Annotated in this window: 17 protein-coding genes and 5 pseudogenes; 8 read left to right on the top strand and 14 right to left on the bottom strand. The window is 52.9% G+C overall.

What is annotated here, in order from left to right:
- Positions 1 to 94 precede the first annotated feature (94 nt).
- The gene (locus O3W44_RS07075; protein WP_269292512.1) at positions 95 to 829 is read right to left on the bottom strand and encodes a MerR family transcriptional regulator; all 735 of its coding nucleotides are present in this window, start codon (positions 827 to 829) and stop codon (positions 95 to 97) included.
- A 150-nt stretch (positions 830 to 979) separates the two neighbouring features.
- Between O3W44_RS07075 and O3W44_RS07070 the strand changes: the two are divergent.
- Together O3W44_RS07070 and O3W44_RS07065 are read left to right on the top strand one after the other, a co-directional pair.
- Positions 980 to 1,542 (top strand): annotated as a pseudogene (locus O3W44_RS07070) (helix-turn-helix domain-containing protein).
- Positions 1,539 to 2,057 carry a GNAT family N-acetyltransferase gene (locus tag O3W44_RS07065; protein WP_269292511.1) on the top strand — a complete coding sequence of 173 codons (519 nt, stop codon included), beginning with the start codon at positions 1,539 to 1,541 and terminating at the stop codon, positions 2,055 to 2,057. The pseudogene O3W44_RS07070 and the gene O3W44_RS07065 overlap by 4 nt, the downstream one beginning before the upstream one ends.
- Before the next feature lie 76 nt (positions 2,058 to 2,133).
- Here O3W44_RS07065 and O3W44_RS07060 read toward each other — a convergent pair whose 3' ends face one another.
- Positions 2,134 to 3,219 (bottom strand): iron-containing alcohol dehydrogenase family protein, encoded by a 1,086-nt coding sequence (locus tag O3W44_RS07060; protein ID WP_269292510.1) that lies wholly within the window; start codon positions 3,217 to 3,219, stop codon positions 2,134 to 2,136.
- Between the two features lie 246 nt (positions 3,220 to 3,465).
- On the opposite strand from O3W44_RS07060, the pseudogene dinG reads away from it, so the two are divergent.
- Positions 3,466 to 5,627, top strand: a pseudogene (gene dinG, locus O3W44_RS07055) (ATP-dependent DNA helicase DinG).
- Positions 5,628 to 5,655: 28 nt separating this feature from the next.
- A complete protein-coding gene (gene ybiB, locus O3W44_RS07050; RefSeq protein ID WP_269292509.1) occupies positions 5,656 to 6,624 on the top strand; it encodes a DNA-binding protein YbiB in 969 nt (322 codons plus the stop codon).
- A gap of 1 nt (position 6,625) precedes the next feature.
- On the opposite strand, the gene O3W44_RS07045 is transcribed toward ybiB, so the two are convergent.
- The 3 genes from O3W44_RS07045 to hutH all read right to left on the bottom strand — a co-directional run bounded on the left by O3W44_RS07045 (position 6,626) and on the right by hutH (position 11,281).
- Positions 6,626 to 7,783: a M20 aminoacylase family protein gene (locus O3W44_RS07045; protein WP_269292508.1), complete on the bottom strand. Its 1,158-nt coding sequence runs from the start codon at positions 7,781 to 7,783 to the stop codon at positions 6,626 to 6,628.
- A 236-nt stretch (positions 7,784 to 8,019) separates the two neighbouring features.
- A complete protein-coding gene (gene hutU / locus O3W44_RS07040) occupies positions 8,020 to 9,714 on the bottom strand; it encodes a urocanate hydratase (RefSeq protein ID WP_269292506.1) in 1,695 nt (564 codons plus the stop codon).
- A 10-nt stretch (positions 9,715 to 9,724) separates the two neighbouring features.
- A complete protein-coding gene (gene hutH, locus O3W44_RS07035; RefSeq protein WP_269292505.1) occupies positions 9,725 to 11,281 on the bottom strand; it encodes a histidine ammonia-lyase in 1,557 nt (518 codons plus the stop codon).
- Positions 11,282 to 11,584: 303 nt separating this feature from the next.
- On the opposite strand from hutH, the gene hutC reads away from it, so the two are divergent.
- Complete coding sequence (hutC, locus tag O3W44_RS07030) at positions 11,585 to 12,340, top strand: histidine utilization repressor (protein WP_269292504.1); 756 nt, start codon at positions 11,585 to 11,587, stop codon at positions 12,338 to 12,340.
- Here hutC and O3W44_RS07025 read toward each other — a convergent pair.
- Both O3W44_RS07025 and O3W44_RS07020 read right to left on the bottom strand, forming a co-directional pair.
- Complete coding sequence (locus O3W44_RS07025) at positions 12,324 to 12,863, bottom strand: HutD/Ves family protein (RefSeq protein WP_269292503.1); 540 nt, start codon at positions 12,861 to 12,863, stop codon at positions 12,324 to 12,326. The genes hutC and O3W44_RS07025 overlap by 17 nt on opposite strands.
- A complete protein-coding gene (locus tag O3W44_RS07020) occupies positions 12,860 to 14,215 on the bottom strand; it encodes a formimidoylglutamate deiminase (RefSeq protein WP_269292502.1) in 1,356 nt (451 codons plus the stop codon). Before O3W44_RS07020 ends, O3W44_RS07025 begins: the two co-directional genes overlap by 4 nt.
- Before the next feature lie 74 nt (positions 14,216 to 14,289).
- Here O3W44_RS07020 and hutI point away from each other — a divergent pair.
- Both hutI and hutG read left to right on the top strand, forming a co-directional pair.
- A pseudogene (gene hutI, locus O3W44_RS07015) lies at positions 14,290 to 15,512 on the top strand (imidazolonepropionase).
- Positions 15,509 to 16,296, top strand: a pseudogene (hutG, locus tag O3W44_RS07010) (N-formylglutamate deformylase). The pseudogenes hutI and hutG overlap by 4 nt, the downstream one beginning before the upstream one ends.
- Positions 16,297 to 16,382: 86 nt before the next feature.
- Here hutG and chbG read toward each other — a convergent pair.
- From chbG to O3W44_RS06975, 7 genes and pseudogenes are all read right to left on the bottom strand, one after another.
- On the bottom strand, positions 16,383 to 17,150 hold the full coding sequence (chbG, locus tag O3W44_RS07005) for a chitin disaccharide deacetylase (RefSeq protein WP_269292501.1): 768 nt from the start codon (positions 17,148 to 17,150) through the stop codon (positions 16,383 to 16,385).
- The gene (locus tag O3W44_RS07000) at positions 17,143 to 18,504 is read right to left on the bottom strand and encodes a 6-phospho-beta-glucosidase (RefSeq protein ID WP_269292500.1); all 1,362 of its coding nucleotides are present in this window, start codon (positions 18,502 to 18,504) and stop codon (positions 17,143 to 17,145) included. The genes chbG and O3W44_RS07000 overlap by 8 nt, the downstream gene beginning before the upstream one ends.
- Before the next feature lie 50 nt (positions 18,505 to 18,554).
- Positions 18,555 to 19,388, bottom strand: a complete 834-nt coding sequence (chbR, locus tag O3W44_RS06995; protein WP_269294384.1) for a transcriptional regulator ChbR — start codon at positions 19,386 to 19,388, stop codon at positions 18,555 to 18,557.
- Between the two features lie 26 nt (positions 19,389 to 19,414).
- Complete coding sequence (gene chbA, locus O3W44_RS06990; protein WP_269292499.1) at positions 19,415 to 19,759, bottom strand: PTS N,N'-diacetylchitobiose transporter subunit IIA; 345 nt, start codon at positions 19,757 to 19,759, stop codon at positions 19,415 to 19,417.
- Between the two features lie 49 nt (positions 19,760 to 19,808).
- Positions 19,809 to 21,165, bottom strand: a pseudogene (gene chbC, locus O3W44_RS06985) (PTS N,N'-diacetylchitobiose transporter subunit IIC).
- 71 nt (positions 21,166 to 21,236) lie between these two features.
- Positions 21,237 to 21,557: a PTS sugar transporter subunit IIB gene (locus tag O3W44_RS06980; RefSeq protein ID WP_269292498.1), complete on the bottom strand. Its 321-nt coding sequence runs from the start codon at positions 21,555 to 21,557 to the stop codon at positions 21,237 to 21,239.
- A gap of 349 nt (positions 21,558 to 21,906) precedes the next feature.
- A complete protein-coding gene (locus O3W44_RS06975; RefSeq protein WP_269292497.1) occupies positions 21,907 to 22,539 on the bottom strand; it encodes a flavin reductase family protein in 633 nt (210 codons plus the stop codon).
- Between the two features lie 139 nt (positions 22,540 to 22,678).
- On the opposite strand from O3W44_RS06975, the gene rlmF reads away from it, so the two are divergent.
- Complete coding sequence (rlmF, locus tag O3W44_RS06970; protein WP_269292496.1) at positions 22,679 to 23,602, top strand: 23S rRNA (adenine(1618)-N(6))-methyltransferase RlmF; 924 nt, start codon at positions 22,679 to 22,681, stop codon at positions 23,600 to 23,602.
- Positions 23,603 to 23,635: the final 33 nt, after the last annotated feature.

The raw sequence follows: 23,635 nt of genomic DNA, 5'->3' as shown, positions 1-23,635 counted from the left end.
CCAGTTCATGCAGAAACCCGAGAGTAAGACAGAGAGCGGGGAATAATAGCGCGCGCAAGGCAGCAGGCAAAGCGCCCGGCGTGCGTTTTTGTTATCAAGGCGTTTCGTGCAGATGAACGCTGTAGCCTTGTTCCTTCCAGTGATCCATCTGTTCCTGTTGACGACGCGTCAATTTTTTACCGGTCCAGACAAACATATTCATGCCGGGAAAGAGTTCCGGGCGGGGCAAATCAAGCGGTTCAGCCAGTACATCAATACGCCAGCCGTGCTGTGAAAGTCGCCAGCCTTCGAGCCAGATGCGGGTGCGATCATCAATGCCCCAGCCAATAATTAACGCATCTTTACCCGCTTTTTTACGTCCAGAGTTAAGACAAAAAGCCACATAATCGATCAGTAAGCCATCCAGCAGACTACACATGGTGCGCGCGGTGTTTTGATCCAGGCCGAGCTTTTGACGCACCGGCATAAAAACGTGATCGATCAGCGCATCTACCGGATGTTCCCGGCCAACAGCCGCAATTTTATTACGCAGCTTGGCGGGGCGAACATGGCGTAACGTGCAAATCAGCTCATCCTGTAGATTAGTCCAGCCATCATGCGCATCAATATCACTGCCTTCCATCAGTGCTTTGACTTTTCCTACCGGCACACCGCTTTCAATCCAACGTTTAATCTCTTCAATACGTTGAACATCTTCGTCGTCGAACTGACGATGTCCACCTTCGGAGCGTTGTGGCTTTAATAAGCCGTAGCGTCTTTGCCACGCGCGTAAAGTGACTGGGTTTATTCCACAGCGTTCGGCCACATCACCGATACTGTAAAAGGTCATACAATCCTCTTTTTTCTGACGGAGTCGAAACACCTTAACCAGGCACGTTAAGTTGTACAATAGATTTTTGCCTGTACAACTTGACCGTTGGGCTTATTTTCTGCTTAATCTCATATTTGAGAATTAATTCCCAAAAATGAGAGAGTGCCGATGCAAATACCGGATACAGAACAACGGCTGGCCGCTCGCCTTGCCGAGCTTCGACTTCAACGTGGTTGGTCGCTGGACGAGCTGGCGACAGCAACAGGCATTAGTCGGGCGTCATTATCGCGTATTGAACGCAGCGAGACCAGTCCAACGGCAGCACTGCTTAATCGCCTGTGCGTCGCGTACGGGCTTACCCTGTCGCGTCTGCTAAGCGAGGTTGAGGAGGGCGTAGACCTGCTGCTTACGCGTGATCAGCAGCCAGTCTGGCATGATGAAGCCAGTGGATTTCATCGCCGTAACGTGTCACCACCTGCCACTAATTTTAGATGCGAATTGGTAGAGGGCAAGCTGCGGCCCGGCGCTCGCATCGATTATGATGCCCCGCCGTTGCACGGAATGGAGCAACATATCTGGCTACGCGAAGGGGATTAACCCTCACTCTGGCGTCGCAACAGTGGACGCTGCGCGCCGGTGACAGCTTACGCTTTCATTTAACAGGAAAATCTTCGTTTGCTGCTCACCTGACCGAGGGCGCGCGATATCTGCTGGTGGTGTGTAAACCATGATCGATTATGAACAGCTCAGTGCGACACAAGCGCAACAGCTATTGCCGCAGCTCTGTGATGTATTGCAGGCCTGCGTCGCTGATGGCGGCAGTATCGGTTTTATTGATGCCACGGATCGTGATGTCATTGCGCGCTTTTGGCAGGATCGGATTGACAGCCTCGCCCGTGGAAACTGTGATTTGCTGGTGGCACGTCAGCAGGGCGTCGTGGTGGCAACGGTAATGGTGAATAACAGCGGAATGCCTAACGGCCGTCATCGCGCCGAAATCAGTAAACTGCTGGTGCTGCCGCTGGCGCGACGTCAGGGCATTGCCCGCCAGTTGATGCAGCAGGCCGAACTGCGTGCGCAGGCACAGGGGAAAACCTTGCTGGTTCTGGATACGCGCAGCGGTGATGTTGCCAGCGAGCTCTATCGCTCGCTTGGCTGGCAGGTGGCAGGTTCGATCCCGTTTTATGCCGAATCAACCGAAGGTGTTTTCGAGGCCACCACCGTGATGTTTAAAGTATTGCAGTAAAAAATAGCGGGTCATTTAGCCGCCTCTTGCTCTTTCTGTGGCAGAGGCGGGGATGGAAAGAGCAGGCCGCAGAAAATTAAACCTGCGCTGCTAATGCCTCAACGCGCTGAATCGCGGCCAGCACGCTTGCCTCGGTCACCGGCTCTGCCATCATCGCCATGTCTGGCGCATGGACCGACTCCCTAATCACCAAAGCCAGCTCAGCTTCATCCAGCAAGGCGATATCGCGCAGCATCAGCGGCACGCCACACTGACGTGCCAGTTTCATTTCTGCCAGCAGTTCAGCATCCGGGCGATTTTCCAGCGCCAGTAAGCAGAGATTGCCGAAACCCACTAACAACCCATGCCCAAACTCTCGCGTTTTATCACAGAAGGTAAAACCTTCATAAATGGCATGCGCTGCGGCAGCGTGAGCGCCGTTGCTCATCAACGAGGTTAAACCTGCCCAGGTAAAAATAGCATCCAGCACCTGATCCAGAGCAGCACTGCTTTCGCCCTGTAACACGGCCTGATAAGCCTGCGGGCCATGTTCAGCAATCACGTCGTAACAGATCTTGCTGTGAGCCAGTGAGGAGAGCGCATTGCCTTCACGCGCGGGGTGCAGACGGCTGACGGCACGAAATTCATACCACTTCGCCAGCGTGTCGCCCAGTCCAGCCGCTAACCAGCGAGCCGGGGCGCTGGCCAGTAATTCACTGTCGATCAACACCGCAGCAGGCGCTTGCGGCAAGGGAAAAATATCGTAAAAGTTACCGTTATCGTCATAACGAATCGCCAGCGGCGTTACGGCTGAGCAGGTAGCCGCAATTGTCGGAATGGTGATTAACGGTAAGCCAAGCTGAGCGGCAACCGCTTTGCAGGTATCCAGCGATTTTCCACCGCCTACGCCAATGATCAGGTCTGCCTGCAATGTGGCTGCGCGGGCTGCCAGGCGCTCAATCTGTGATAAAGAGGTTTCACCACCAAACCACTCCTGAGCCAGTAGCGTGACGTCAGCGGTGTGCAACTGCGCCTGCACGTCCTTTTCCACTGCACGCAACGCCTGATTACCCCCAATCAGCAGCGCCCGTTTTCCCAGGCTGGCCGCGACGGAACCTAACTGCGCTAAAACGCCTGCGCCGCGTAAGATGCGTGCAGGAAACACCAGATTCATTTCACTCATTCCGCTTTCCCAAAATAATTGATGCTGGCAACAGGCGCAGCATCGTATAAAACAAACAGCTATCTTTTGCTGGACACAGAGACCTGTTCATACTATCCGAGCCTTTTCCTTTTCGGGAGTCGTTCTTTTCATCAGGCGTGCTGAGAAGCCAGTTTCTGAATGGCGCACGAAAAAATCATAACGAAAGCTGACGTTGCCGGGACACTGTGTAAAAATACAGGCAATTTTTCCGGTGGTAACGAGACAATGGCCCTGACAGCAGCATTAAAAAGCCAGATAGCGCAGTGGTATAAATCACTCCAGCAACAGGTGCCTGATTTTATTCCACGTGCGCCCCAGCGGCAGATGATCGCTGAAGTGGCAAAATGTCTGGCAGGTGACGATGGCCGCCATCTGGCGGTAGAAGCGCCGACAGGCGTAGGTAAAACCCTTTCCTATTTGATCCCTGGTATTGCCGTCAGCCGTGCTGAAGAGAAACGGCTGGTGATCAGTACCGCCAATGTGGCTTTGCAGGATCAAATCTTTACCAAAGATCTGCCGCTGCTTAAAAAGATCGTTCCCGATCTCACCTTTACCGCGGCATTTGGTCGCGGTCGCTATGTTTGTCCGCGCAATCTGGCCGCTCTGGCGGCAGATGATGACCAGCAAGGCGATTTGTTGTTGTATCTCGATGATGAAGCGATTAGCAGCACTAAAGAGGAACAAACGCAGTGTGCTCGTTTGCAAACATCGCTGGATCGCTATCAGTGGGATGGGTTACGCGATCACAGCGAAGAGAATGTCAGCGACAGCTTATGGCAGCGGCTCTCAACAGATAAAGCCAGTTGCCTCGGCGCGCACTGCCGTTGGTATCGCGAATGCCCCTTTTTATTGCCCGACGTGAAATTGAACAGGCAGATGTGGTGGTAGCGAACCACGCTCTGGTCATGGCGGCGCTGGAAAATGAATCGGTGCTGCCGCCAGCGAAGCAGTTAATGCTGGTCCTGGACGAAGGCCATCACTTGCCCGACGTGGCGCGTGATGCACTGGAAATGAGCGCCGATATCACGCCTGGCTGGAGCAGCTTACAGCTCGATCTGTTTGTAAAACTGGTCGACGGCATCATGACGCAGATGCGACCAAAATCGCCGCCACCTCTGGCTAACCCTGAGCGTCTTAAAGCGCACTGTGAAGAGTTGCGTGAGCTTCTTACTGTTATCAGCAACGCCCTGAATCCGCTGCTGCCGCCGCATAGTCAGCCCGGCGAATACCGTTTCGTCCTGGGCGAATTGCCTCAGGAACTGCTGGCGCTGTGTGCGCGTTTGTTTAAGTTAAGTGACGCGCTGCGAGGCCTGGCGGAAGGCTTAATTAACGCGCTGAGTGAACAAACCGGCAAGGTAGATATGGTGCGCTTGCATCGGAACTTACTGCAACTGAATCGCCAGTTTGGCTGGTTTGAATCGATCAGTAAGCTGTGGCGCCTGGCCGCTCTGGAAAAAGCTTCCGGCGCACCGGTGTCAAAATGGATCACCCGCGAATTACGTGAAGGCCAGGCGCATTTGCTGTTTCACTGCGCCGGCATTCGCGTCAGCGATCAGCTCGAAAAATTGTTATGGCGCAAGGTGCCTCATGTGGTGGTCACCTCTGCCACGCTGCGCTCGCTCAACAGCTTTAACCGTTTGCAGGAGATGTCGGGATTAAATGAGAAGGCGGGCGATCGCTTTATCGCGCTCGATTCCCCGTTCAGTCATGTTGATCAGGGCAAGCTGGTGATCCCGCAGATGCGTTACGAACCGCTAATGTCGAACGAAGCAGAACACATTGCCGAAATGGCAGGCTATTTCCGTCAGCAAATGGCAGAAAAAAAGCACAAAGGTGTGTTGGTTTTGTTTGCCAGCGGGCGTGCGATGCAGCAGTTTGTTGCCTTTTTGCCCGATTTGCGTCTGTCAATGCTGGTGCAGGGCGATCAGCCGCGTAGCCGTCTGGTTGAGCTGCACCGTAAACGAGTGGAGCAGGGCGATAGCAGCATTCTCATTGGCTTACAGTCATTTGCGGAAGGGCTGGATTTGAAAGGCGATCTGCTGAGCCAGGTGCACATTCATAAAATTGCTTTTCCACCGGTGGACAGTCCGGTAATTTTAACCGAAGGCGAGTGGCTGAAAAGCCTCAAACGTTATCCGTTTGAGGTACAGAGTTTGCCCAGCGCCTCGTTTACGTTGATACAGCAGGTTGGACGCTTAATTCGTAGTCATCAATGTTATGGTGAGATTGTCATTTACGATCGCCGTTTACTGAGTAAAGCCTACGGCAGCCGACTGTTAGCGGCGCTGCCGGTCTTTGCCATTGAGCAGCCAGCAACACCCGAACCTGCAAAGATAAAAAGCGCACCCACGCGCACCGTGCGAAAAAAACGGCCAACGCGGCGCTGACCGCCGCGCACTTTAAGGGAAGCGAGTGATGGAACTGAATAAAATTATCAAAGAGATCGGGCGGGGAAAAAATCACGCTCGCGATATCGATTTTGACACGGCGGTGGCGCTTTACAGCGCGATGCTGGCGGGCGAAGTGCCCGATCTGGAATTAGGTGGCATCCTGATTGCGCTGCGCATTAAAGGTGAAGGCGAAGCCGAAATGCGCGGTTTTTATCAGGCGATGCAGGCAAAAATGATGACGCTTCACGCCCCAGCCGGTCGTGCCATGCCGGTGGTAATCCCGAGCTACAACGGTGCGCGCCGTCAGGGAAATTTAACGCCGCTGCTGGCGCTGCTGTTGTCGCAACTCGGCTTTCCGGTTCTGGTGCACGGCGTGAGCGACGATGCAACGCGCGTCACCAGCGAAGCGGTCTTTGCTGAACTTGGCATTCAACCCGTGACGTCGGCAGAGCAGGCGCAGGCAAAGCTGGATAACGGCGAACTGGCGTTTATCACTATTGATCACCTCTGCCCGCCCATGGCAAAACAGCTCTCGCTGCGCTGGCGTATGGGCGTGCGTAACAGCGCGCACACCCTGGCTAAACTGGCGACACCGTTTGGCGAGCGTGAGGCGCTGCGTCTGTCAAGCGTGTCACATCCCGAATATGTGCCGCGTGTCGGCAAGTTTTTCAGTGATATTGATGCTCCCGCCATCCTGCTGAATGGCACAGAAGGCGAGGTGTATGCTAATCCGCAGCGTTGTCCGGCCATCAGTTATATTCATGGCGCACAGGCCGAGGCGGAAGTTTGGCTGGCGCGGCAGCCTGAAATAACGCTGGAACTGCCAGGCGACAAAACTGCGGCGGTGACGGCTCGCTGGATCGAAACCGTCTTAGCGAAGCAGCGGGCGGTGCCAGAAGCGTTGCGTTTGCAGATAGCCTGCTGCCTGCGAGCCAGCGGTCAGTGTGACTCGCTGGATGCCGGCTTGCAGCGGCTACGCGACGCCGGATACTGACTCAGGCCTGGGGCAGCGTCTGTTCAACCAGGTTCTGCCAAAACGTAATTGCCAGCGGGATCAGCGCATCGTTGAAGTCGTAACGGGCATTGTGTAAGGGTGCGGAAGGGATTTCGCCATCTGCACCCAGCCAAAAATAGGCACCCGGACAGGCTTCCAGCATGCAGGCAAAATCTTCTGAGGCCATCGACGGATTGACCTGCCACTGCACCTTCTCTTCGCCAAAAGTCTGCTGCGCAACCTGACGCACCTGTTCAGCCGGACCCGCGTGATTGGCCGTCACCGGATAACCCGGCAGCCAGTCAATCTCCCCACATACGCCAAACGGTTTTGGCAGCGTGTGGACAAAATCTTCAATCAAACTTCGTACGCGATCGCGCACGTCGGTTTGCAGGCAGCGCACCGTACCGCGCAGCACAATCTGTTCCGGAATAACGTTAATGGCTTCGCCACCGTGAATTTGCGTGACGCTGACTACCGCAGAGGTCAGAGGTGACAGGCGGCGCGAAGGAATAGTTTGCAGGGCGAGAATTAACTCAGCCGCCACCACCATGGGATCGGCACCGCTTTCCGGCATGGCGGCGTGGCAACTTTTGCCGTTCAGGGTAATTTCGAACGCATCGAGTGACGCCATCATCGCACCCGGATTCACCGCCAGCGAGCCAAGCGGCATGCCTGGCCAGTTGTGCATTGCGTAAACCGCATCCATGGGGAAACGCTCAAACAATCCCTCTTTCACCATTTTTCGGGCGCCACCGAGATTTTCTTCCGCAGGCTGAAAAATAAAATGCACCGTACCGCTGAACTGGCGCGTAGCGGCGAGCTGTTTGGCAGCGGCGAGCAGAATAGCGGTATGTCCGTCGTGTCCGCAGGCGTGCATCACGCCGGGCTGCGTTGATCGCCAGGCAACATCGCCTTTTTCGGTGATCGGCAAGGCGTCCATATCAGCACGTAAGCCAATCACGGGACCCGGCCCGTTTTCCAGCGTGCCAATGACTGCCGTTCCCGCCAGCCCACGACTCACCTGCAGGCCTGCCAGTTCAAGCTGTTGTGCAACGACCTCACTGGTGCGGTGCTCCTGATAGCCTAATTCAGGTTCACGATGAAACTGGTGACGCCAGCGCAGGGTTTCTTCAAGCAGGGCAGGGGAAAGGGTCATGCAGAAACGCGCTCCTTACGGATTGAGAAGGTTTCACTTTAGTGGCAAGGCGGCACGGCGTCTATTGCCGAAACAGGGAAATATGGCTGTAACCTAAAACAAAATGGAATAAGTAATAAGAGAGTGAGATTGAACAAGCGGATGCTGATCGCTAACGGCGCGCTATCGCCCTATTGGTTTACCGCAGAAAGGGCAGAGAACCAATAGGGCAGCAGTGCGCAGAGGTGCCAAAAATATCAGCGCGCAGCGGGCTGCATGGGCAAATTCAACCCATGCTGCTGAGCACAGGCCTGCGCCTGTTCATAACCTGCATCGGCGTGGCGCATCACGCCCGTTGCGGGATCGTTCCATAGCACGCGACTGAGACGGGTGTCAGCAGCCTCGCTGCCGTCACAGACAATCACCATGCCCGCATGCTGTGAAAAGCCCATGCCAACGCCACCGCCGTGGTGCAGGCTAACCCAGGTCGCACCGCCTGCGGTATTCAGTAAGGCATTCAGCAACGGCCAGTCAGAAACCGCGTCGGAACCATCTTTCATCGCTTCCGTTTCCCGATTTGGCGAAGCCACCGAACCACAATCCAGATGATCGCGTCCAATCACAATCGGCGCTTTTAACTCACCGTTGCGCACCATCTCATTAAACGCTAAGCCTGCCAGGTGGCGCTCACCCAGGCCCAGCCAGCAAATGCGCGCCGGTAAACCCTGAAAGGCGATACGTTCCTGTGCCATATCCAGCCAGCGATGCAGATTCGTATGATGAGGAAATAGCTCTTTCAGTTTGGCATCGGTTTTACAGATATCTTGCGGATCGCCCGATAACGCCACCCAGCGGAACGGCCCTTTGCCTTCACAGAACAGTGGTCGAATATAGGCGGGAACAAAGCCCGGAAAATCAAATGCATTGTGCACGCCTTCATCCAGCGCCACCTGACGGATATTGTTACCGTAATCAACCGTTGGGATACCCATATGGTAAAAGTCGAGCATCGCCTGGACATGCACCGCCATCGAGGCGCGTGCTGCTTTTTCCACTGCTTTAGGATTATCCAGTTTTTCCCGCTGCCAGCGCGCCACATCCCAACCCATCGGCAAATAGCCGTTGATCGGATCGTGAGCCGAGGTTTGGTCGGTAACAATATCGGGTGTTAGCCCGCCAGCTTTGGCGCGCTTCACCAGTTCTGGCAAAATTTCCGCCGCGTTACCCAGCAAGCCCACGGAAACGGCTTTTTTCGCCTGGGTCGCTTCATCAATTATGGCCAGGGCTTCATCCAGCGAGGTGGCTTTTTGATCGACATAGCGCGTGCGCAGGCGAAAATCGATGCGCGATTCCTGACACTCAATCGCCAGCACACAGGCACCGGCTAACACGCCTGCCAGCGGTTGCGCACCGCCCATGCCGCCCAGACCGGCAGTCAGGATCCAGCGCCCACGCAAATCGTTGTTGTAGTGCTGTCGGCCTGCTTCCACAAAGGTTTCATAGGTTCCCTGCACAATGCCCTGCGCGCCAATGTAAATCCACGACCCGGCAGTCATCTGGCCATACATCATCAGGCCCGCTTTATCCAGCTCGTGAAAATGATCCCAGTTGGCCCAGTGCGGCACCAGGTTTGAGTTCGCCAGCAAGACTCGCGGTGCGTCGGCGTGAGTACGGAACACGCCAACCGGTTTACCGGACTGGATCAGCAGCGTTTCATCGGGTTTTAACACCTGCAAGGACCGCAAAATCTGCTCGAAGCATTCCCGGTTTCGCGCCGCTTTGCCAATGCCGCCATACACCACTAAATCTTCCGGGCGTTCGGCTACGTCAGGATCGAGGTTGTTCTGGATCATGCGATAAGCGGCTTCAATCAGCCAGTTAGCGCAATGCAGCTCATTTCCATGCGGCGCACGAACTTCACGTGCAACGGCCTGAGACAGGGTTTCGCTCATGTCGGATTCCTTATTCAGCAGTAAGAGGACGCATGCTGGGCAGCAGTGCGGTCAAAGGTTGAGGCCAGTCGGTGCGGCTTGCCCACAGACGCATTGCCTCGATGTCCGGTGCGAGCAGCCGATCCTGTTCCAGAAAAGCGACCTGCTCGCGAATGAGACTGATCGCCTGTTCAAGCAAGGCGGAACTCTGTAGCGGGCGGTTAAATTCAATGCCTTGTGCCGCCGCCATCGCCTCAATTCCCACTACTGCGGCGGTGTTAAAACACATATCGCCAAGACGACGCGCCGCATAGGTTGCCATCGAAACGTGATCTTCCTGATTGGCTGAGGTCGGCAGGCTGTCAACGCTGCCCGGATGCGCCAGCGATTTGTTTTCTGAAGCCAGCGCCGCGGCAGTAACCTGAGCGATCATAAAACCTGAATTCACGCCACCGTCGTGCACCAAAAAAGGGGGTAAACCGGATAAACCGGTATCAAGCAACAGTGCAAGGCGGCGTTCAGAAATTGCACCGATTTCTGCCACGGCCAGTGCGATGATGTCAGCGGCAAATGCCACTGGCTCGGCGTGGAAGTTTCCGCCAGAAATGACATCGCCAGAATCGCTGAACACCAGCGGGTTATCCGAGGCGGCATTCGCTTCAGTCTGCAATACGCGCGCGGCGTACGTCAGGTTATCCAGGCAGGCTCCCATGACCTGAGGGACGCAACGAACAGAATAGGGATCTTGTACCCGACCACAGTTGACGTGCGAACCGAGAATTTCGCTGCCCTCAATCAGCGCCGTCACGGCAGCTGCCACAGCGATCTGTCCCTGCTGGCCCCGCGCCTGATGAATACGTGCATCGAAAGGTTTAAGCGAACCTTTAATGGCTTCCAGCGACAGCGCACCGGCCATTAAGCCCGCTGCGAACACATTTTCTGCTTCAAACAGGCCGCGCAGCGCCAGGGCTGTTGACACCTGCGTGCCGTTAAGCAGCGCCAGCCCCTCTTTCGGACCGAGAACAAAGGGTGCGAGACCGACTTTCGCTAAGCCTGCAACCGCAGAGATCATTTCGCCCTGAACGCGCACCTGGCCTTCACCCAGTAGCATCAGCGACATGTGCGCCAGCGGAGCTAAATCACCAGATGCGCCAACCGAACCTTTTGCGGGAATACACGGCATGATGCCCGCATTAAACAGTGCCAGCAGCGCATCGACCAGCACCATACGCACACCCGAGTGACCGCGAGCCAGACTGACAATTTTGCTCGCCACAATCAACCGCGTGACATTATCCGGCAGCAGATCGCCCAATCCTGTGCTGTGCGAAAGCACCAGGTTGCGCTGCAAGTCGGCCAGACGGTTAGCAGGGATTTGGGTCTGCGCCAGCTTGCCGAAGCCGGTATTGATGCCATACACCACGTTGCCCGAGGCCACAATGGTCTCCACCGTTCTTTGTGCCTGCGCGATGGCCTCGCGAGCGCCCTCATCAAGGCTAAGCGTGACGTTACCCTGATAAATAGCGCGTAACGTTGCGAGATCAACCTCGCCTGGCACCAGGCGCACATCCTGCGATGAACCTGACATAGTCTACTCCTGTCTATACAAGTGCGTGGCCGCTAATACCCCGTTCAAAGCGTTAGCGTTTACTGGAATAAAGCGAGTGAAGCATAAGCGTCTAATCTTGTCTATACAAGTAGCAAGGGCTGTGCCAGGCCGATCACAAAAAAGTCGTCGCAGTAAAGAAGGGGAAAGCAGCAACTTAGCGGAAAACGCTGCATCGCAACGGTGCGCGGGCTGCACCGCTGACGAGCAGGGGACAGGCAGATGTCTATACATTTGCATATGCAGACAGTAAACTCAGGGCATTATCAGAATGAGGAAACAAAAATGGTTGAGCATACGGCGATAGCGCAACTGGCTGCGGCCATGAGCGATGAACCTGCCCCAATCTATCAGCGCGTTAAGCAGGCCATTGTGAGTCAGATTCGGGCGGGGCACTGGAAATCGAATCAGCGCGTGCCGTCAGAAAGCGAGTTAGTGAATGAGCTCGGCGTCAGCCGTATGACAATCAACCGTGCGCTGCGTGAGTTAACCAGCGAAGGTTTTTTGGTGCGTATGCAGGGTGTTGGCACCTTTGTCGCTGAGATGAAAGGCTACACGGCGATGCTGGAAGTGCATAACATCGCTGATGAAATTGCCCAGCGTGGTCATCAGCACAGTTGTAAAATCCTCGCTATCGGTCAAACCAAAGCGGATCCTGAACAGGCAGCAGTATTAGGATTAAGCACGGGTCAGACGCTTTTCCATTCTCTGATTGTGCATTACGAAAATGACCTGCCGGTGCAGTTAGAAGATCGCCTGGTGAATCCGTTGATGGCACCCGACTATCTGACGCAGGATTATCAGCGACAAACGCCCTACACCTATTTAATGCGCGTTGCGCCGTTAACCGCGGGTGAACATATTGTTGAAGCGGTGCTGGCGGATGCGCGGCAACGCAAACACCTGGCATTGGATGAGCATGAACCCTGCCTGCTGATCCGTCGCCAGACGTGGAGCGACAATAAAATCGTGACCTATGCGCGCCTGCTCTATCCCGGCTCACGCTATAAATTGCTGGGCCGCTTCAAGGGACACGGCTGAGGCGGGTAAACAACAGGTGTGCCTCCTGACTGAGCGGGGTAAGCTGCACGGGCTCGTCAACCCACCAAATGCCCTGCTGGGGTGCGAGGATTTTACCGTGCGCCAGCCGCCATTCTCCTGACAATACAAATGCAACGCCGTGTTCACTGCTTACCGCAGTTGAAAGCACCTGGACCGCTGCGAGCCAGCTTGCACGGCGCGTCATGATATTGAAATCCAGGCTGGTGCCGCCGGTCAGGGTGGCCTTTAGCGCCAGCTCACCAGGAAACGCCCACGGCTGATGCAGCGTTAAACGCTGCTCTGTACCCGGTGCGTTAAGCCTGACTGCATCGCCCTGTAACAGAGTAATCACCCGATCCACACCGGGAAACAGCGAAAAAGCGCCGTCTGTTGAAATTGTGGCAATACTGGCGCGCCAGCCAAAGTGCACTTCACCAGGCGGAAAGCTGATGATTTCACGCGTTTCGCCACCGCCGTTGCGCCAGCGACTGACCGGCAGATCGTGATATGAAAATGGGTTCATCGTAGCGCCGCCATCGCCTGTTTGAAGCGCGTGGCACAGGCTTCTTCGGCAGAATGATGGCCATCATTAATCAATTGCCTGCCTGCGACATAGACGTCACGAATGTGTTCGCGCTGGCCTGCAAACAGCCAGCGATTCAGCAGGGCGCGCTCATCAATATTGCTGAACCAGGTTTCATCACGTAGCACCAGCCAGTCGGCGCGTTGTCCCACAGCCAGCTCACCGCTACGAATGCCGCACGCTTGCGCACCGCCACGTGCCGCCTGGTGCCAGAGCAGATCGCCCACTGAAGCGTGTCCGGGCATCGTTATCCGGTTGCGGCGGCGATCGCGCAGGCGCTGACCATATTCCAGCCAGCGCAACTCCTCCAGCGCACTGAGCGAAACGTGGCTGTCGGAGCCGATACCCCAGCGCCCGCCCCGGGCAATATAATCCACTGCCGGGAAAATGCCGTCACCCAGATTGGCTTCGGTGGTGGGACACAAACCGGCAACGGCACCGCTGAGCGCGAGACGATCGATTTCACTGCTATCCAGATGGGTGGCGTGGATCAGGCACCAGCGTGCATCAACGTTAAAACGGTTCATTAACCAGCTAACCGGACGTTCGCCCTGCCAGGCCAGACAATCGTTAACCTCTTTTTCCTGTTCGGCGACGTGAATGTGAACCGGTAAAGTGGCATCGCTCGCCGCCAGCACCGCCTGCATTTGTGTTTCGCTTACGGCACGCAGCGAATGAAAACAGAGGCCCTGATTCTGTAACGGCTTGTTGCGTAAGGCGTCGCGCAGTTTGCACTGCTGCTGTAAATAGCGTTCAGTATGCTGAACAAAGCGTTTCTGGCCTTCAGCAGGCGGTTGTGCACCAAAACCGCTGTAGCTGTACAACACCGGCAGCAGCGTTTGACCTATACCTGCGGTGTCGGCAGCGGCAATAAGCTGATGCAGCATGGCATCGTCCGGGTAGGGCACGCCGTGCGGATCGTGATGTAAATAGTGAAATTCTGCGACCTGGGTATAACCGCCTTTTAGCATGTCGATATAGAGCTGCGCAGCAATATCGCCTGTTTGGTGTGGCGTCAGACGCTGCACCATGCGGTACATTAAATCGCGCCAGGTCCAGAAGCTGTCCTGCGGATTGCCGGCGACTTCGGCTAATCCCGCCATTGCGCGCTGAAAAGCATGGGAATGCAGATTGGCCATGCCGGGGATCACGTCACCCTGGAGAATAACATCCGCTTGTGAAGGGCTGTCGGGCGTAATCGCCTCAATGAATCCTGCCTGATTTACTGAGATGCGCACCCGGTGTCGCCAGCCTTCAGTCAGCAAAGCGCGTGCGGCAAAAAAAGTCGCCATGGTTGATCCTCAACGGCTGTGGTTGTATATACATATACATACTTTATGACGCAGTGTAAATGTCGGGACGGGGTATGGAAAAAGCAGATGAGTGGCAAGCAGACAGCCTGTGGCTGGGCGCCGATGTCGTCACGATGCAGGATGGCCGTTACCACACCATCCGTGATGGCGCGCTGGCTGTAAAAGCGGGCAAGCTGGTTTGGGTCGGTGCGCGGGCAGATATGCCTGCTTTCGGGGCCGCTCAACGTCATGTTTTTGCAGGTGGGATCATTACGCCAGGCCTGGTGGATTGTCATACGCACCTGGTGTTTGGTGGCGATCGTAGCCAGGAGTTTGAGCAGCGTTTGAATGGCATCAGCTATGCTGAGATTGCAGCCCAGGGCGGCGGCATTCTTTCAACGGTTCGCGCCACGCGTGCAGCCAGTCAGGATGAACTGGTCAGCTCGGCGCGCTGGCGCTTAGAGAGATTGCTGGCAGAAGGCGTGACCACGGTTGAGATTAAATCGGGCTACGGTCTGGATATTGAAAGTGAATTACGCATGTTACGCGCTATTCGCGAATTGAACACCAGCGTACCCGCCGATCTGTTATCCACCTGCCTGGCTGCACACGGTTTCCCGCCAGAATACAAACACAACCCGGATGGCTGGATCGATATCATTTGCCAGCAACTCCTGCCCCAGGTCAAAGCTGAAGGGCTGGCGGACGCGGTGGATGCGTTTTGTGAACATCTGGCATTATCGCCTGCGCAAGTGGCGCGGGTGTTTGATCAGGCGAAAGCATTAGGAATGCCGGTGAAGCTCCATGCTGAGCAGCTTTCTGCGCAGGGCGGCGCGGCGCTGGCGGCACGTTATGGCGCTCTTTCCGCCGATCATCTTGAATACGCCAGCGAAGCGGATGTCCAGGCAATGGCACAGCAGGGTACGGTGGCCGTTTTACTGCCCGGCGCGTTTTACCTGCTGCGCGAAACCCAGCGTCCGCCGGTTGAACTGTTTCGCCGTTATGGCGTGCCGATGGCGTTAGCCAGCGATGCCAATCCAGGCACCTCGCCGGCGCTGTCGCTACGTCTGATGCTGAACATGGGCTGCACGCTGTTTGGCATGACGCCAGAAGAGGCGCTGGCAGGCGTGACGCTCTGGGGCGCAAAGGCGCTTGGATTGCAGCAGAGCCACGGCTCGCTGGAAGCCGGGAAAGTAGCAAACTTTGTGCACTGGCCGCTGGCGCGTCCGGCTGAACTGGTTTACTGGCTGGGGGGCAACTGCCCTGCAGTGTTATCTGTCGCGGAGAAGCGTTATGACATCCTTCCATTTTACCCAAGGCAAGATCCCGTTGCTGGTCAGCATTCCGCACGCCGGAACGCAGCTTACCCCTGAAGTGGAGGCGGGGCTGACCGAGGCGGCGCGGGGGTTGCCCGATACAGACTGGCATATTCCGCTGCTGTATGACTTTGTACGCGATCTCGGTGCCAGCGTGTTAATCGGCCACTATTCACGCTTTGTTATCGATCTGAATCGTCCACCAGATAATCAACCGCTCTACAGCACGGCCACCACCGGCTTGTTTCCGGAAACCCTGTTTGATGGTACGCCGACCTTTGCTCAGGGTAAAACCCCAACGACTGAACAGCGTCAGGGCTACATTGATTACATCTGGCAGCCTTATCATCAGCAAATCCAGCAGGAGCTGGCGCGACTCAAAGCGGAACACGGTTATGCTCTGCTGTTTGACGCGCATTCAATTGCCAGCGTGATCCCGCGCCTGTTTGAGGGGCGGTTGCCGGATATCAATATCGGCACCCATGACGGCAAAAGCTGTAGCGGCGCGGTTATTGCTGCCCTTCGCGCCGTGTGTGAAGCGCAGAGTGATTACAGCTGGGTGGTCAACGGGCGTTTTAAGGGGGCTATATCACGCGCGCCTATGGTCAACCTGAGCAGAAAGTGCAGGCGGTACAACTGGAACTGGCGCAGCGCCATTATATGGATGAGACCACGCCCTTTGCCTGGCATCAACAGCGCGCTTCCCAACTGCAAAAAGTGCTGAAGGCGCTGATCCTTGCCCTGACTGAACAGGGCAGCATCTGAGTAAAGCAGGGTGATCGCTTTTTCAGGCCCGGCAGGGGCGATGCCCCCTGTCGGGTTGAGATGTGCCGGATCCGGCTGTAAAGGCGTTAACGCATCAGGTCCCGATACGATCCCAGTTGATAACCCCTTTCGGCAATAGCCTGTTTAAGCGAGGGTGCCGTCAGGATATCCAGCTCAATAAGGCGCGGAAAACAATACCGACTTTTAAGAAGGGTATTATCTACAAAGGAAGGGTGGCACATCATCTCCAGCGACTGCTCTTCGCGAAGAGCAGAGCGATCTAACAGCTCTAAAAACAGTTTTTGCGTAATCTTCTCACCATAGAATCCACTCTCGAAGCCGTGTGTGCTGAGCGAGCCGCAAAGCTGGATATGACTGCTTGCCGCGGCGCGTCGGTCGATGCGTATAGCGATGCCTTTATCTTTTGCAAAAGTTTCTACCAGCGGGAAAAGTTGAGAATGCATGTGGACATGATGATGACTGTCGATATGGGTTGGCAGACGGCCAAACAGCTTAACAAAACGCAAAAACTGGCACTCAAGCTCATTTGCTATTGCTGCGAGTGGCAGCGTGCCTGCCTGCGCCTTTAACCAAAACAACTCGCCCAACTTACCCTTTTCATCTGTCAGCTCTTTCAGCGGAGAGAGCGGCTGTCCGGTGGTCAGGACAAAATGCAGGCCAATATCAAGTTCGGGATGTGCCGCGCTGAGCGTTGCTGCCTGCGCGCTGCCCGCAGCATTGACCATTGCTGTTGTGGAGGTCACAACGCCATTCACGAATGCGTCAATGATGCCGTAATTTTGTGCTTTGCAAAGTCCAAAATCATCGGCATTCACAATCAATAATTTATTCATGGGTGTCTTGCTCTTTTAAGGCGGCAACAGCCTGCGTGAAGTTCGGTAATAAATGCTGGTGGGCTAATAACATATCGCGAGCCAGTTTCTCGGCATCTTTATCAGAAAGGATCAGCGGGCTAAGATTCAGGGCCAGTAGCACATCGTTAAATTTTCCGCTTAATGCTGCTTCGCTGGTAGCGATTTCGAAACCTTTAATGGTGTAGATCAGCCCCAGCGTCTTTTCATCAAAGTGTTTCAGGCGTGGGTGTGGTTTTGCGCCATTCCGGCCAATAGAGCAGGTCATTTCAACAGCCCAGTCGGCAGGAATATTATCGATATGCCCGCGATGCGGGAAGTTCACATAATGTTCGGTCTGTTTGTCATTGTAAATTGCGCTAATGACGTCACAGGCAGCATCGGAATAGTAAGCGCCGCCGCGTAATTCAAGCTCGGCAGGCTTCACATCCAGGTCTGGTTTTTTATATAAATCAAACAGCTGTTTCTCAACTTTCTGCACAACAGTGGCACGAGCACCGCCTTTATAAAATTCACCCATTTCAATGGCCAGCATCTCTTTTTGCTTGAAGTAATAAAGCAAATAAGAGCACGGCAGCAAATTAAGCGAACGAATAAGTCCTTCACTGAAAGGTAAATCAAAAATGTTTTTCACTGAATTAGCTGACAACCTACCTGATGCCACACCGTCAAGCAGTTCAGTAAAGCGTGACTGGCCGTTAACATAGACATCTTTAATAAACACTAAATGATTCAGGCCAAACAGATCAATGGATAACGCTTCCTGCGGCCGAACCTTAAGGACATCCCTGATAAACATTTTCATGCCTACAGGAACATTACAGACGCCGATGAAATTTTTAAAACGGGTGTGACGAAAGACCGCCTCGGTGACCATGCCTGCCGGATTAGTAAAGTTGATTATCCAGGCTTTCGGGCAAAGCTTCTCTACATCCTTGATGATGTCAAAGATAACGGGAATGGTGCGCAAACCTTTAAACAAACCGCCTGCACCATTGGTTTCTTGCCCTAAATAGCCGTGGCTGAGTGGAATACTTTCATCAAGTTCACGCGCTTTAAGCTGACCGACACGGAACTGTGTGGTAACAAAATCAGCATCAATCAAAGCTTCGCGGCGATCTAAAGTTTTATAAAGCGTAATCGGCACGCCAGCACGTTCAATCATCCGCTGGCAAAGGTCAAATATAATGTCTTGTTTTTGCTTACCGCTTTCAACATCGACCAGCCATAGCTCTTTGATCGGTAATTCAGCGTAACGTTTTATAAATCCTTCAACCAGTTCAGGGGTATAACTACTGCCGCCACCAATAGTGACTATTTTTAGGTTTTTTTGCATAAGTATTCCTAAAACAGGATTGCGTCGAAAGAAGGTTGTTAAAGTCTCTTTTATTCAGGTCCATTAATCGTGCATAACTTATTGCGATAACGCTTGGGTGTAAAAGAGGTCATCTTTTTAAAGTTTTTGATAAACATGCTAGGGCTGCTATAACCCGATTCGAAAGCGATATCTGTGACAGAATAATTTGTAATTTCCAGCTGCTTTTTTGCGAAGTCGATGCGAATTTCATTAATAACTTGCATAGGTGTTTTTCCATAATGGCGCTGCATGGCGCGGGTGAGATACTCCTGTGATTTCCCCGATAAATTCACCATGTTGTTTAGAGCATTATCACTAAAGTATTTTTTATCGTGCATCTGCTCTACCGTGTACTTCAACCAGTTGGGGATGGTTGGATTACTGTCAACCTCCCGCTGGTGACGTAGACGATTAACAATATAAAATGTCACCATCTCAAGAAATTCATTAAACTCACCGTTCCTGAAATTCAGCGATGCGATAACTGACTCAATATAATTTAAAAATTCACTCTTTATTTTATACGCCTGAGACGCCACGATGTTTGAAGGTAATAAAGGTAAGTAGTGCTGTTCGAAAAACCTTTTGCTGATCCCGACGTTGAGTATCCGTGTTGCACCAAAATCATAATGACTTTGATGATAAGATCCTAAAGGAATAAAAACGAACTCCCCGCGCTCCAGTAATACCTGTTTGCCATTGATGTCCTGATAATAACGGTCGGTGAGTACAATCGTAAATTCATAATAATCGTGTTGATGTAATCCTGAAATGCTTTCAACTTTATTAAAAATTAACATGTGAAAATCTTGACCATCAAACAGTTGATTCTCGTGAGCTGTCTTGATTTCCATTGTTATTATCCGTGGCTACATTAAGGCAGATTACGTTATTTTATCTTTTCATGCAGTACAATGAGCTCCATCACGAGTTCGCGCACCAGCATCGCGTTCATTAAGTGATCCTGAGCGTGTACCAGTATCAAACTGACTTTCGTTTTACCCGTTCCTTCATCATCTTCAATCAGTTTGGTCTGTACCAGGTGCGCTTCATTAATTGAGAGCTGTGATTGCGACATTAACGCTCTGGCAGTATTGAAATTCCCTTTTTTAGCTTCTTTCAGCGCGGCATAAGCCAGACTGCGTGCCTGTCCCGCGTTAATGATCAATCCCATTATGATATCTTCAAGTTCCTGCAATTCGCTATTTTCAGTTATATCATCGGAGGGAAACATGATATTTCTCCAGGTTAGTGATAAGCCGGTTCGCTATACAATTTTGCAATCAAAACTTTAACGCATTAGCAATCTCTTCTTCGGTTTCTTCTTCCTGCAGAATGCTTTGTGCTTTATTGGAGAGGGTAACAAAGGGCAGGTAAAACAGCGTTGCAACACACAGGTTAAATAACGCTAAGGCGAGTGCCGCCAGGCTGCCATTGGTATTGAAAAACGCCCCTAAACCGGTAGGCATTGTCCAGGGCGCAATATTTGTGATCGGTGGGATAACGTTCAGGTGATAAGCAAACAGAGTAATTGCTGCCAGAATGGGCTGTATTAACACGAATGGGATAAACATGACCGGATTCATAATAATGGGCAGACCAAATAAAATCGGCTCATTTATTTGAAAGATCCCTGATGGCAATGAAAGTTTGGCGATTTGCCGATGATCAGCGCGGCGTGAACCAATAAAGATCGCGATGATTAAGCCCAGTGTTGCGCCTGTGCCGCCCAGGAAGACATAGGAGTCAAGCATCGGCTTGGCCCAGACATGAAAGGTTTTTCCCGCCTGCAGAGCAGCTTCAACCGAACCATATTGCGTGTAAATCGCCACGTTTTCCAGCGCCCATGGTGTCATGATACCACTGTCCAGCGCAGCCAGTGCGAGTGAGCCATGCACGCCAAAAAACCACAACAGAGAGGTAAAAATAACATAGGCCCAGCCGACAATTGCACCCATAGACGCCAGCGGTGTAGAGATGGAGTCCATAATGATTTGATGAAAATTGCTACCTGCAACGGCCAACGCCCAGGAAAGAATGCCGAAGAGAAAAAGAATCAGAAAGCCTGGAATAAGTGCTGAGAAGGAGCGCGATACCGAGCCGGGAACGCTCTCGGGTAATTTAATGATCCAGTTGCGCCGAATTACAAAGGTAAACATTTCTGCCACTAACAGGCCGATAACAATACCTGAAATGATATTCGCACCCCCAGCCAGGTTGCGTTAACAGCATAAGCCCCGTTTACACTAAAGGGTGTGACGGTCATAAAGGCAGCCACGGATAATAAGCCTGCTGCCAGTGAATCGACTTTGCGCTCTTCGGCCAGTGACATGCCAATAAAAAAGGGGCCATTAATGACATTAACCCCAGCGTGCCGTTGTAGACGTTGCCGCCAATTAATTTTAGCCCATCAAGCGTTTCAATCGTTGAAGAATCTAAACGAATGCCTAAAGAATGAAAAAAGGAGCCTGCACCAAAACTTAAAAATACATTATTAATTAACACAAACATTGCACCGGTCAGGGTTAAAGGCATCAGTTTTATGAAGCCATTTTTTATTGCGTTGACGTGGGGTTGTTTGCCTATTTTTAACGCGAAGGGCAGGAGTAATTTTTCCAGAGAATTAATGGCGTGATTCATATGCTATCCTTGAATATCACACAGCCAGCGGCCTGAAAGAGTAGAGTTTTACGTTAAAGACAAAAGTAAAACTACCGTTTATCGTTTTGTTTTATTGACGCAACCGCTGCTTTTAAAACACCCAGTCCATCTATTTTCCCGTATAAAGCAGAATCAATAACCTCAACGCTTTTACCCGGTAATAACTGTTGTATTTCCGGAAGCATATAGGCAATTTGTGGGCCAAGCAGGATAAGATCGGCCTCAGGGCCTTTTTCAGCGGCCCGCGTTTCAGGAAAGGCCTCAATACAAACCGGAACTTGATATTTATCCGCTTGCGCTCGCATTTTACTGACCAGTAACGATGTAGACATGCCCGCAGAACAAAAAAGGTAAATGACTTTATTATCCATAACTAAATCCTTATATTCTTAATAAGTTGAAGCCAGATTGTTATATTATCGATAATGTTAATTTAATAGCAGGGGAGAAATTCAGTAACGCAAAATTGGGAAATTTATGGCTGAATTAAGTATACGTTGTTACGTTAAGCTGAAAAAATTTTAAGCAGGCAAAAATCGTCTCTGCTTGACCATTGTTAATGATCGCTCTCCCATTTTAAGTAAATCATTTAAGCGAAAAACAGTAAGGTCCGGTGAGCGTTAACCAGTGACTGGTATGGCGTAGGGCAGGTTAATAGCACGTTAAATATCAGGCGTGATAAACGAAATTTAAAGCGCACCGGGCGGTACGCTTTACAGACTAACGGCGGCGCGCATCCGGGCGAACCAAATCAAACCGCTGCGCTTCGCTGATACTATAATAGGCGCTGGGTCCCCCTGCACGCAGAATGGGCTCCGCTTTCGCGGTCTGATAGATCCCGTCTGCCAGCAATGTCTCATCAATATGAATAGCCACCGCTTCGCCCAGCACCAGCCAGCTATCAATGGGCACGCCGTTTGCGTCCTGCAATTGAATGAGCTGGGTTAATTTACACTCAAAGTTGACCGGGCTTTCTGCGACAAGGCTGGCTTTAACCTGGGAGGCGGGCAGCGGTGTCAAACCGGATAAAGCAAATTCATCCTGATCGGCAGGCACTGACGCCGAACTTTCATTCATCGCTTCCGCCAGGGAGCGCGTCGCCAGATTCCAGACAAACTCTTTGGTTTCAGAAATGTTTTGTACGCTGTCTTTCCAGCCGCTGCTGGCGAAACCGATAATCGGTGGATGATAATTAAAACAGTTAAAGAAGCTGTAAGGTGCCAGGTTGCGATGCCCCTGGGTGCTGACTGAACTGATCCAGCCAATGGGGCGCGGACCGATAATGGCATTCAGCGGATCGTGTGGCAAACCATGCCCAGCGCGCGGTTGATAAGAGTAGCGTTTCTGCGTCATAACCTGTCCTGTTAAGTGATTTATTTTCTCTCAGGACAGCATGGATGGTGTGCGGCAAAAAAGGGTAAGCGGATTGTGCGGGTTTATTTTCGCTGATTCACAGCGTATTGTACGCGCGCCAGAATAATTGAGAGAAAGTATGAAAAAGTCAGTGAGCTTATCGCCATTCCATGCCCGCAATCGCCATCAGGGTGAATATGATTTTGCCGCATTAACGGCTGCGCATCCGCCGCTGGCAGCGAAAGTACGGCCAAACGGTTATGGCGTACAGTCGGTGGATTTTGCCGATCCTGAAGCCGTCATGTTACTGAATCAGGCGCTGATCAAACTGTTTTACGGCCTCGACTGGCAGCTTGCACCGGGCTCGCTCTGTCCCCCGGTGCCGGGGCGTGCCGATTACCTGCATTATCTTGCTGATTTGCTGGCGCTGGATAATCACGGCAACATTCCCATGGCTGACGTGCTGGATATTGGTTGCGGCGCGAACTGCATCTATCCGCTGATTGGTCAGGCAGAGTATGGCTGGCGTTTTACCGGAACTGAGATTGATGAACAGGCCCTGAAAGCGGCAAACCAAATTATTGCCGCAAATCCCGGTTTGCAGCGTAACATCCGGTTGCGCCGCCAAAAAAACAGCGCCGCGATTTTATCCGGCGTGGTAAACAAAAACGATTTCTTTCATGCCGTAATGTGTAACCCGCCCTTTCACGCCTCTGCTGTGGAAGCCGCCGCAGGCTCTCAGCGCAAGGTGCGTAATCTTGGCCTGGAGAACGCGGCACCGCTTAACTTTGGCGGTCAGCATAATGAACTGTGGTGTGAAGGCGGTGAAAAAGCGTTTGTCGCGAAGATGATTGCAGAGAGCGTGGCGCTGGCGCGGCAGTGCGTATGGTTTACCTCTCTGGTATCGCGTAAAGAAAATCTGCCTGCGCTGGAAAAACAGCTTAAGGCACTGGATGTGGCAGAAGTGCGGGTGGTGAACATGGCACAGGGCCAGAAACAGAGTCGTTTCCTGGCGTGGAGTTTTATGCCCGCAGCCGTACGTGCGCAGCGACTCGCTAAGTAATCAACAGGCCAGAGGCTGCGGCTTCTGGCCTGT

Source organism: Pantoea sp. LMR881 (assembly GCF_027157825.1).
Lineage (GTDB): Bacteria > Pseudomonadota > Gammaproteobacteria > Enterobacterales > Enterobacteriaceae > Pantoea > Pantoea haifensis.
The sequence above is the reverse complement of the archived record's forward strand: the minus strand, read 5'-3'. Positions and strand labels throughout refer to the sequence as shown.

Bases quoted from the DNA above. Each gene is read 5' to 3' on its own strand.
- O3W44_RS07075 (WP_269292512.1), bottom strand. From the start codon at position 829: ATGACCTTTTACAGTATCGGTGATGTGGCCGAACGCTGTGGAATAAAC.
- O3W44_RS07065 (WP_269292511.1), top strand. From the start codon at position 1,539: ATGATCGATTATGAACAGCTCAGTGCGACACAAGCGCAACAGCTATTG.
- O3W44_RS07060 (WP_269292510.1), bottom strand. From the start codon at position 3,219: ATGAGTGAAATGAATCTGGTGTTTCCTGCACGCATCTTACGCGGCGCA.
- ybiB (WP_269292509.1), top strand. From the start codon at position 5,656: ATGGAACTGAATAAAATTATCAAAGAGATCGGGCGGGGAAAAAATCAC.
- O3W44_RS07045 (WP_269292508.1), bottom strand. From the start codon at position 7,783: ATGACCCTTTCCCCTGCCCTGCTTGAAGAAACCCTGCGCTGGCGTCAC.
- hutU (WP_269292506.1), bottom strand. From the start codon at position 9,714: ATGAGCGAAACCCTGTCTCAGGCCGTTGCACGTGAAGTTCGTGCGCCG.
- hutH (WP_269292505.1), bottom strand. From the start codon at position 11,281: ATGTCAGGTTCATCGCAGGATGTGCGCCTGGTGCCAGGCGAGGTTGAT.
- hutC (WP_269292504.1), top strand. From the start codon at position 11,585: ATGGTTGAGCATACGGCGATAGCGCAACTGGCTGCGGCCATGAGCGAT.
- O3W44_RS07025 (WP_269292503.1), bottom strand. From the start codon at position 12,863: ATGAACCCATTTTCATATCACGATCTGCCGGTCAGTCGCTGGCGCAAC.
- O3W44_RS07020 (WP_269292502.1), bottom strand. From the start codon at position 14,215: ATGGCGACTTTTTTTGCCGCACGCGCTTTGCTGACTGAAGGCTGGCGA.
- chbG (WP_269292501.1), bottom strand. From the start codon at position 17,150: ATGAATAAATTATTGATTGTGAATGCCGATGATTTTGGACTTTGCAAA.
- O3W44_RS07000 (WP_269292500.1), bottom strand. From the start codon at position 18,504: ATGCAAAAAAACCTAAAAATAGTCACTATTGGTGGCGGCAGTAGTTAT.
- chbA (WP_269292499.1), bottom strand. From the start codon at position 19,759: ATGTTTCCCTCCGATGATATAACTGAAAATAGCGAATTGCAGGAACTT.
- O3W44_RS06980 (WP_269292498.1), bottom strand. From the start codon at position 21,557: ATGGATAATAAAGTCATTTACCTTTTTTGTTCTGCGGGCATGTCTACA.
- O3W44_RS06975 (WP_269292497.1), bottom strand. From the start codon at position 22,539: ATGACGCAGAAACGCTACTCTTATCAACCGCGCGCTGGGCATGGTTTG.
- rlmF (WP_269292496.1), top strand. From the start codon at position 22,679: ATGAAAAAGTCAGTGAGCTTATCGCCATTCCATGCCCGCAATCGCCAT.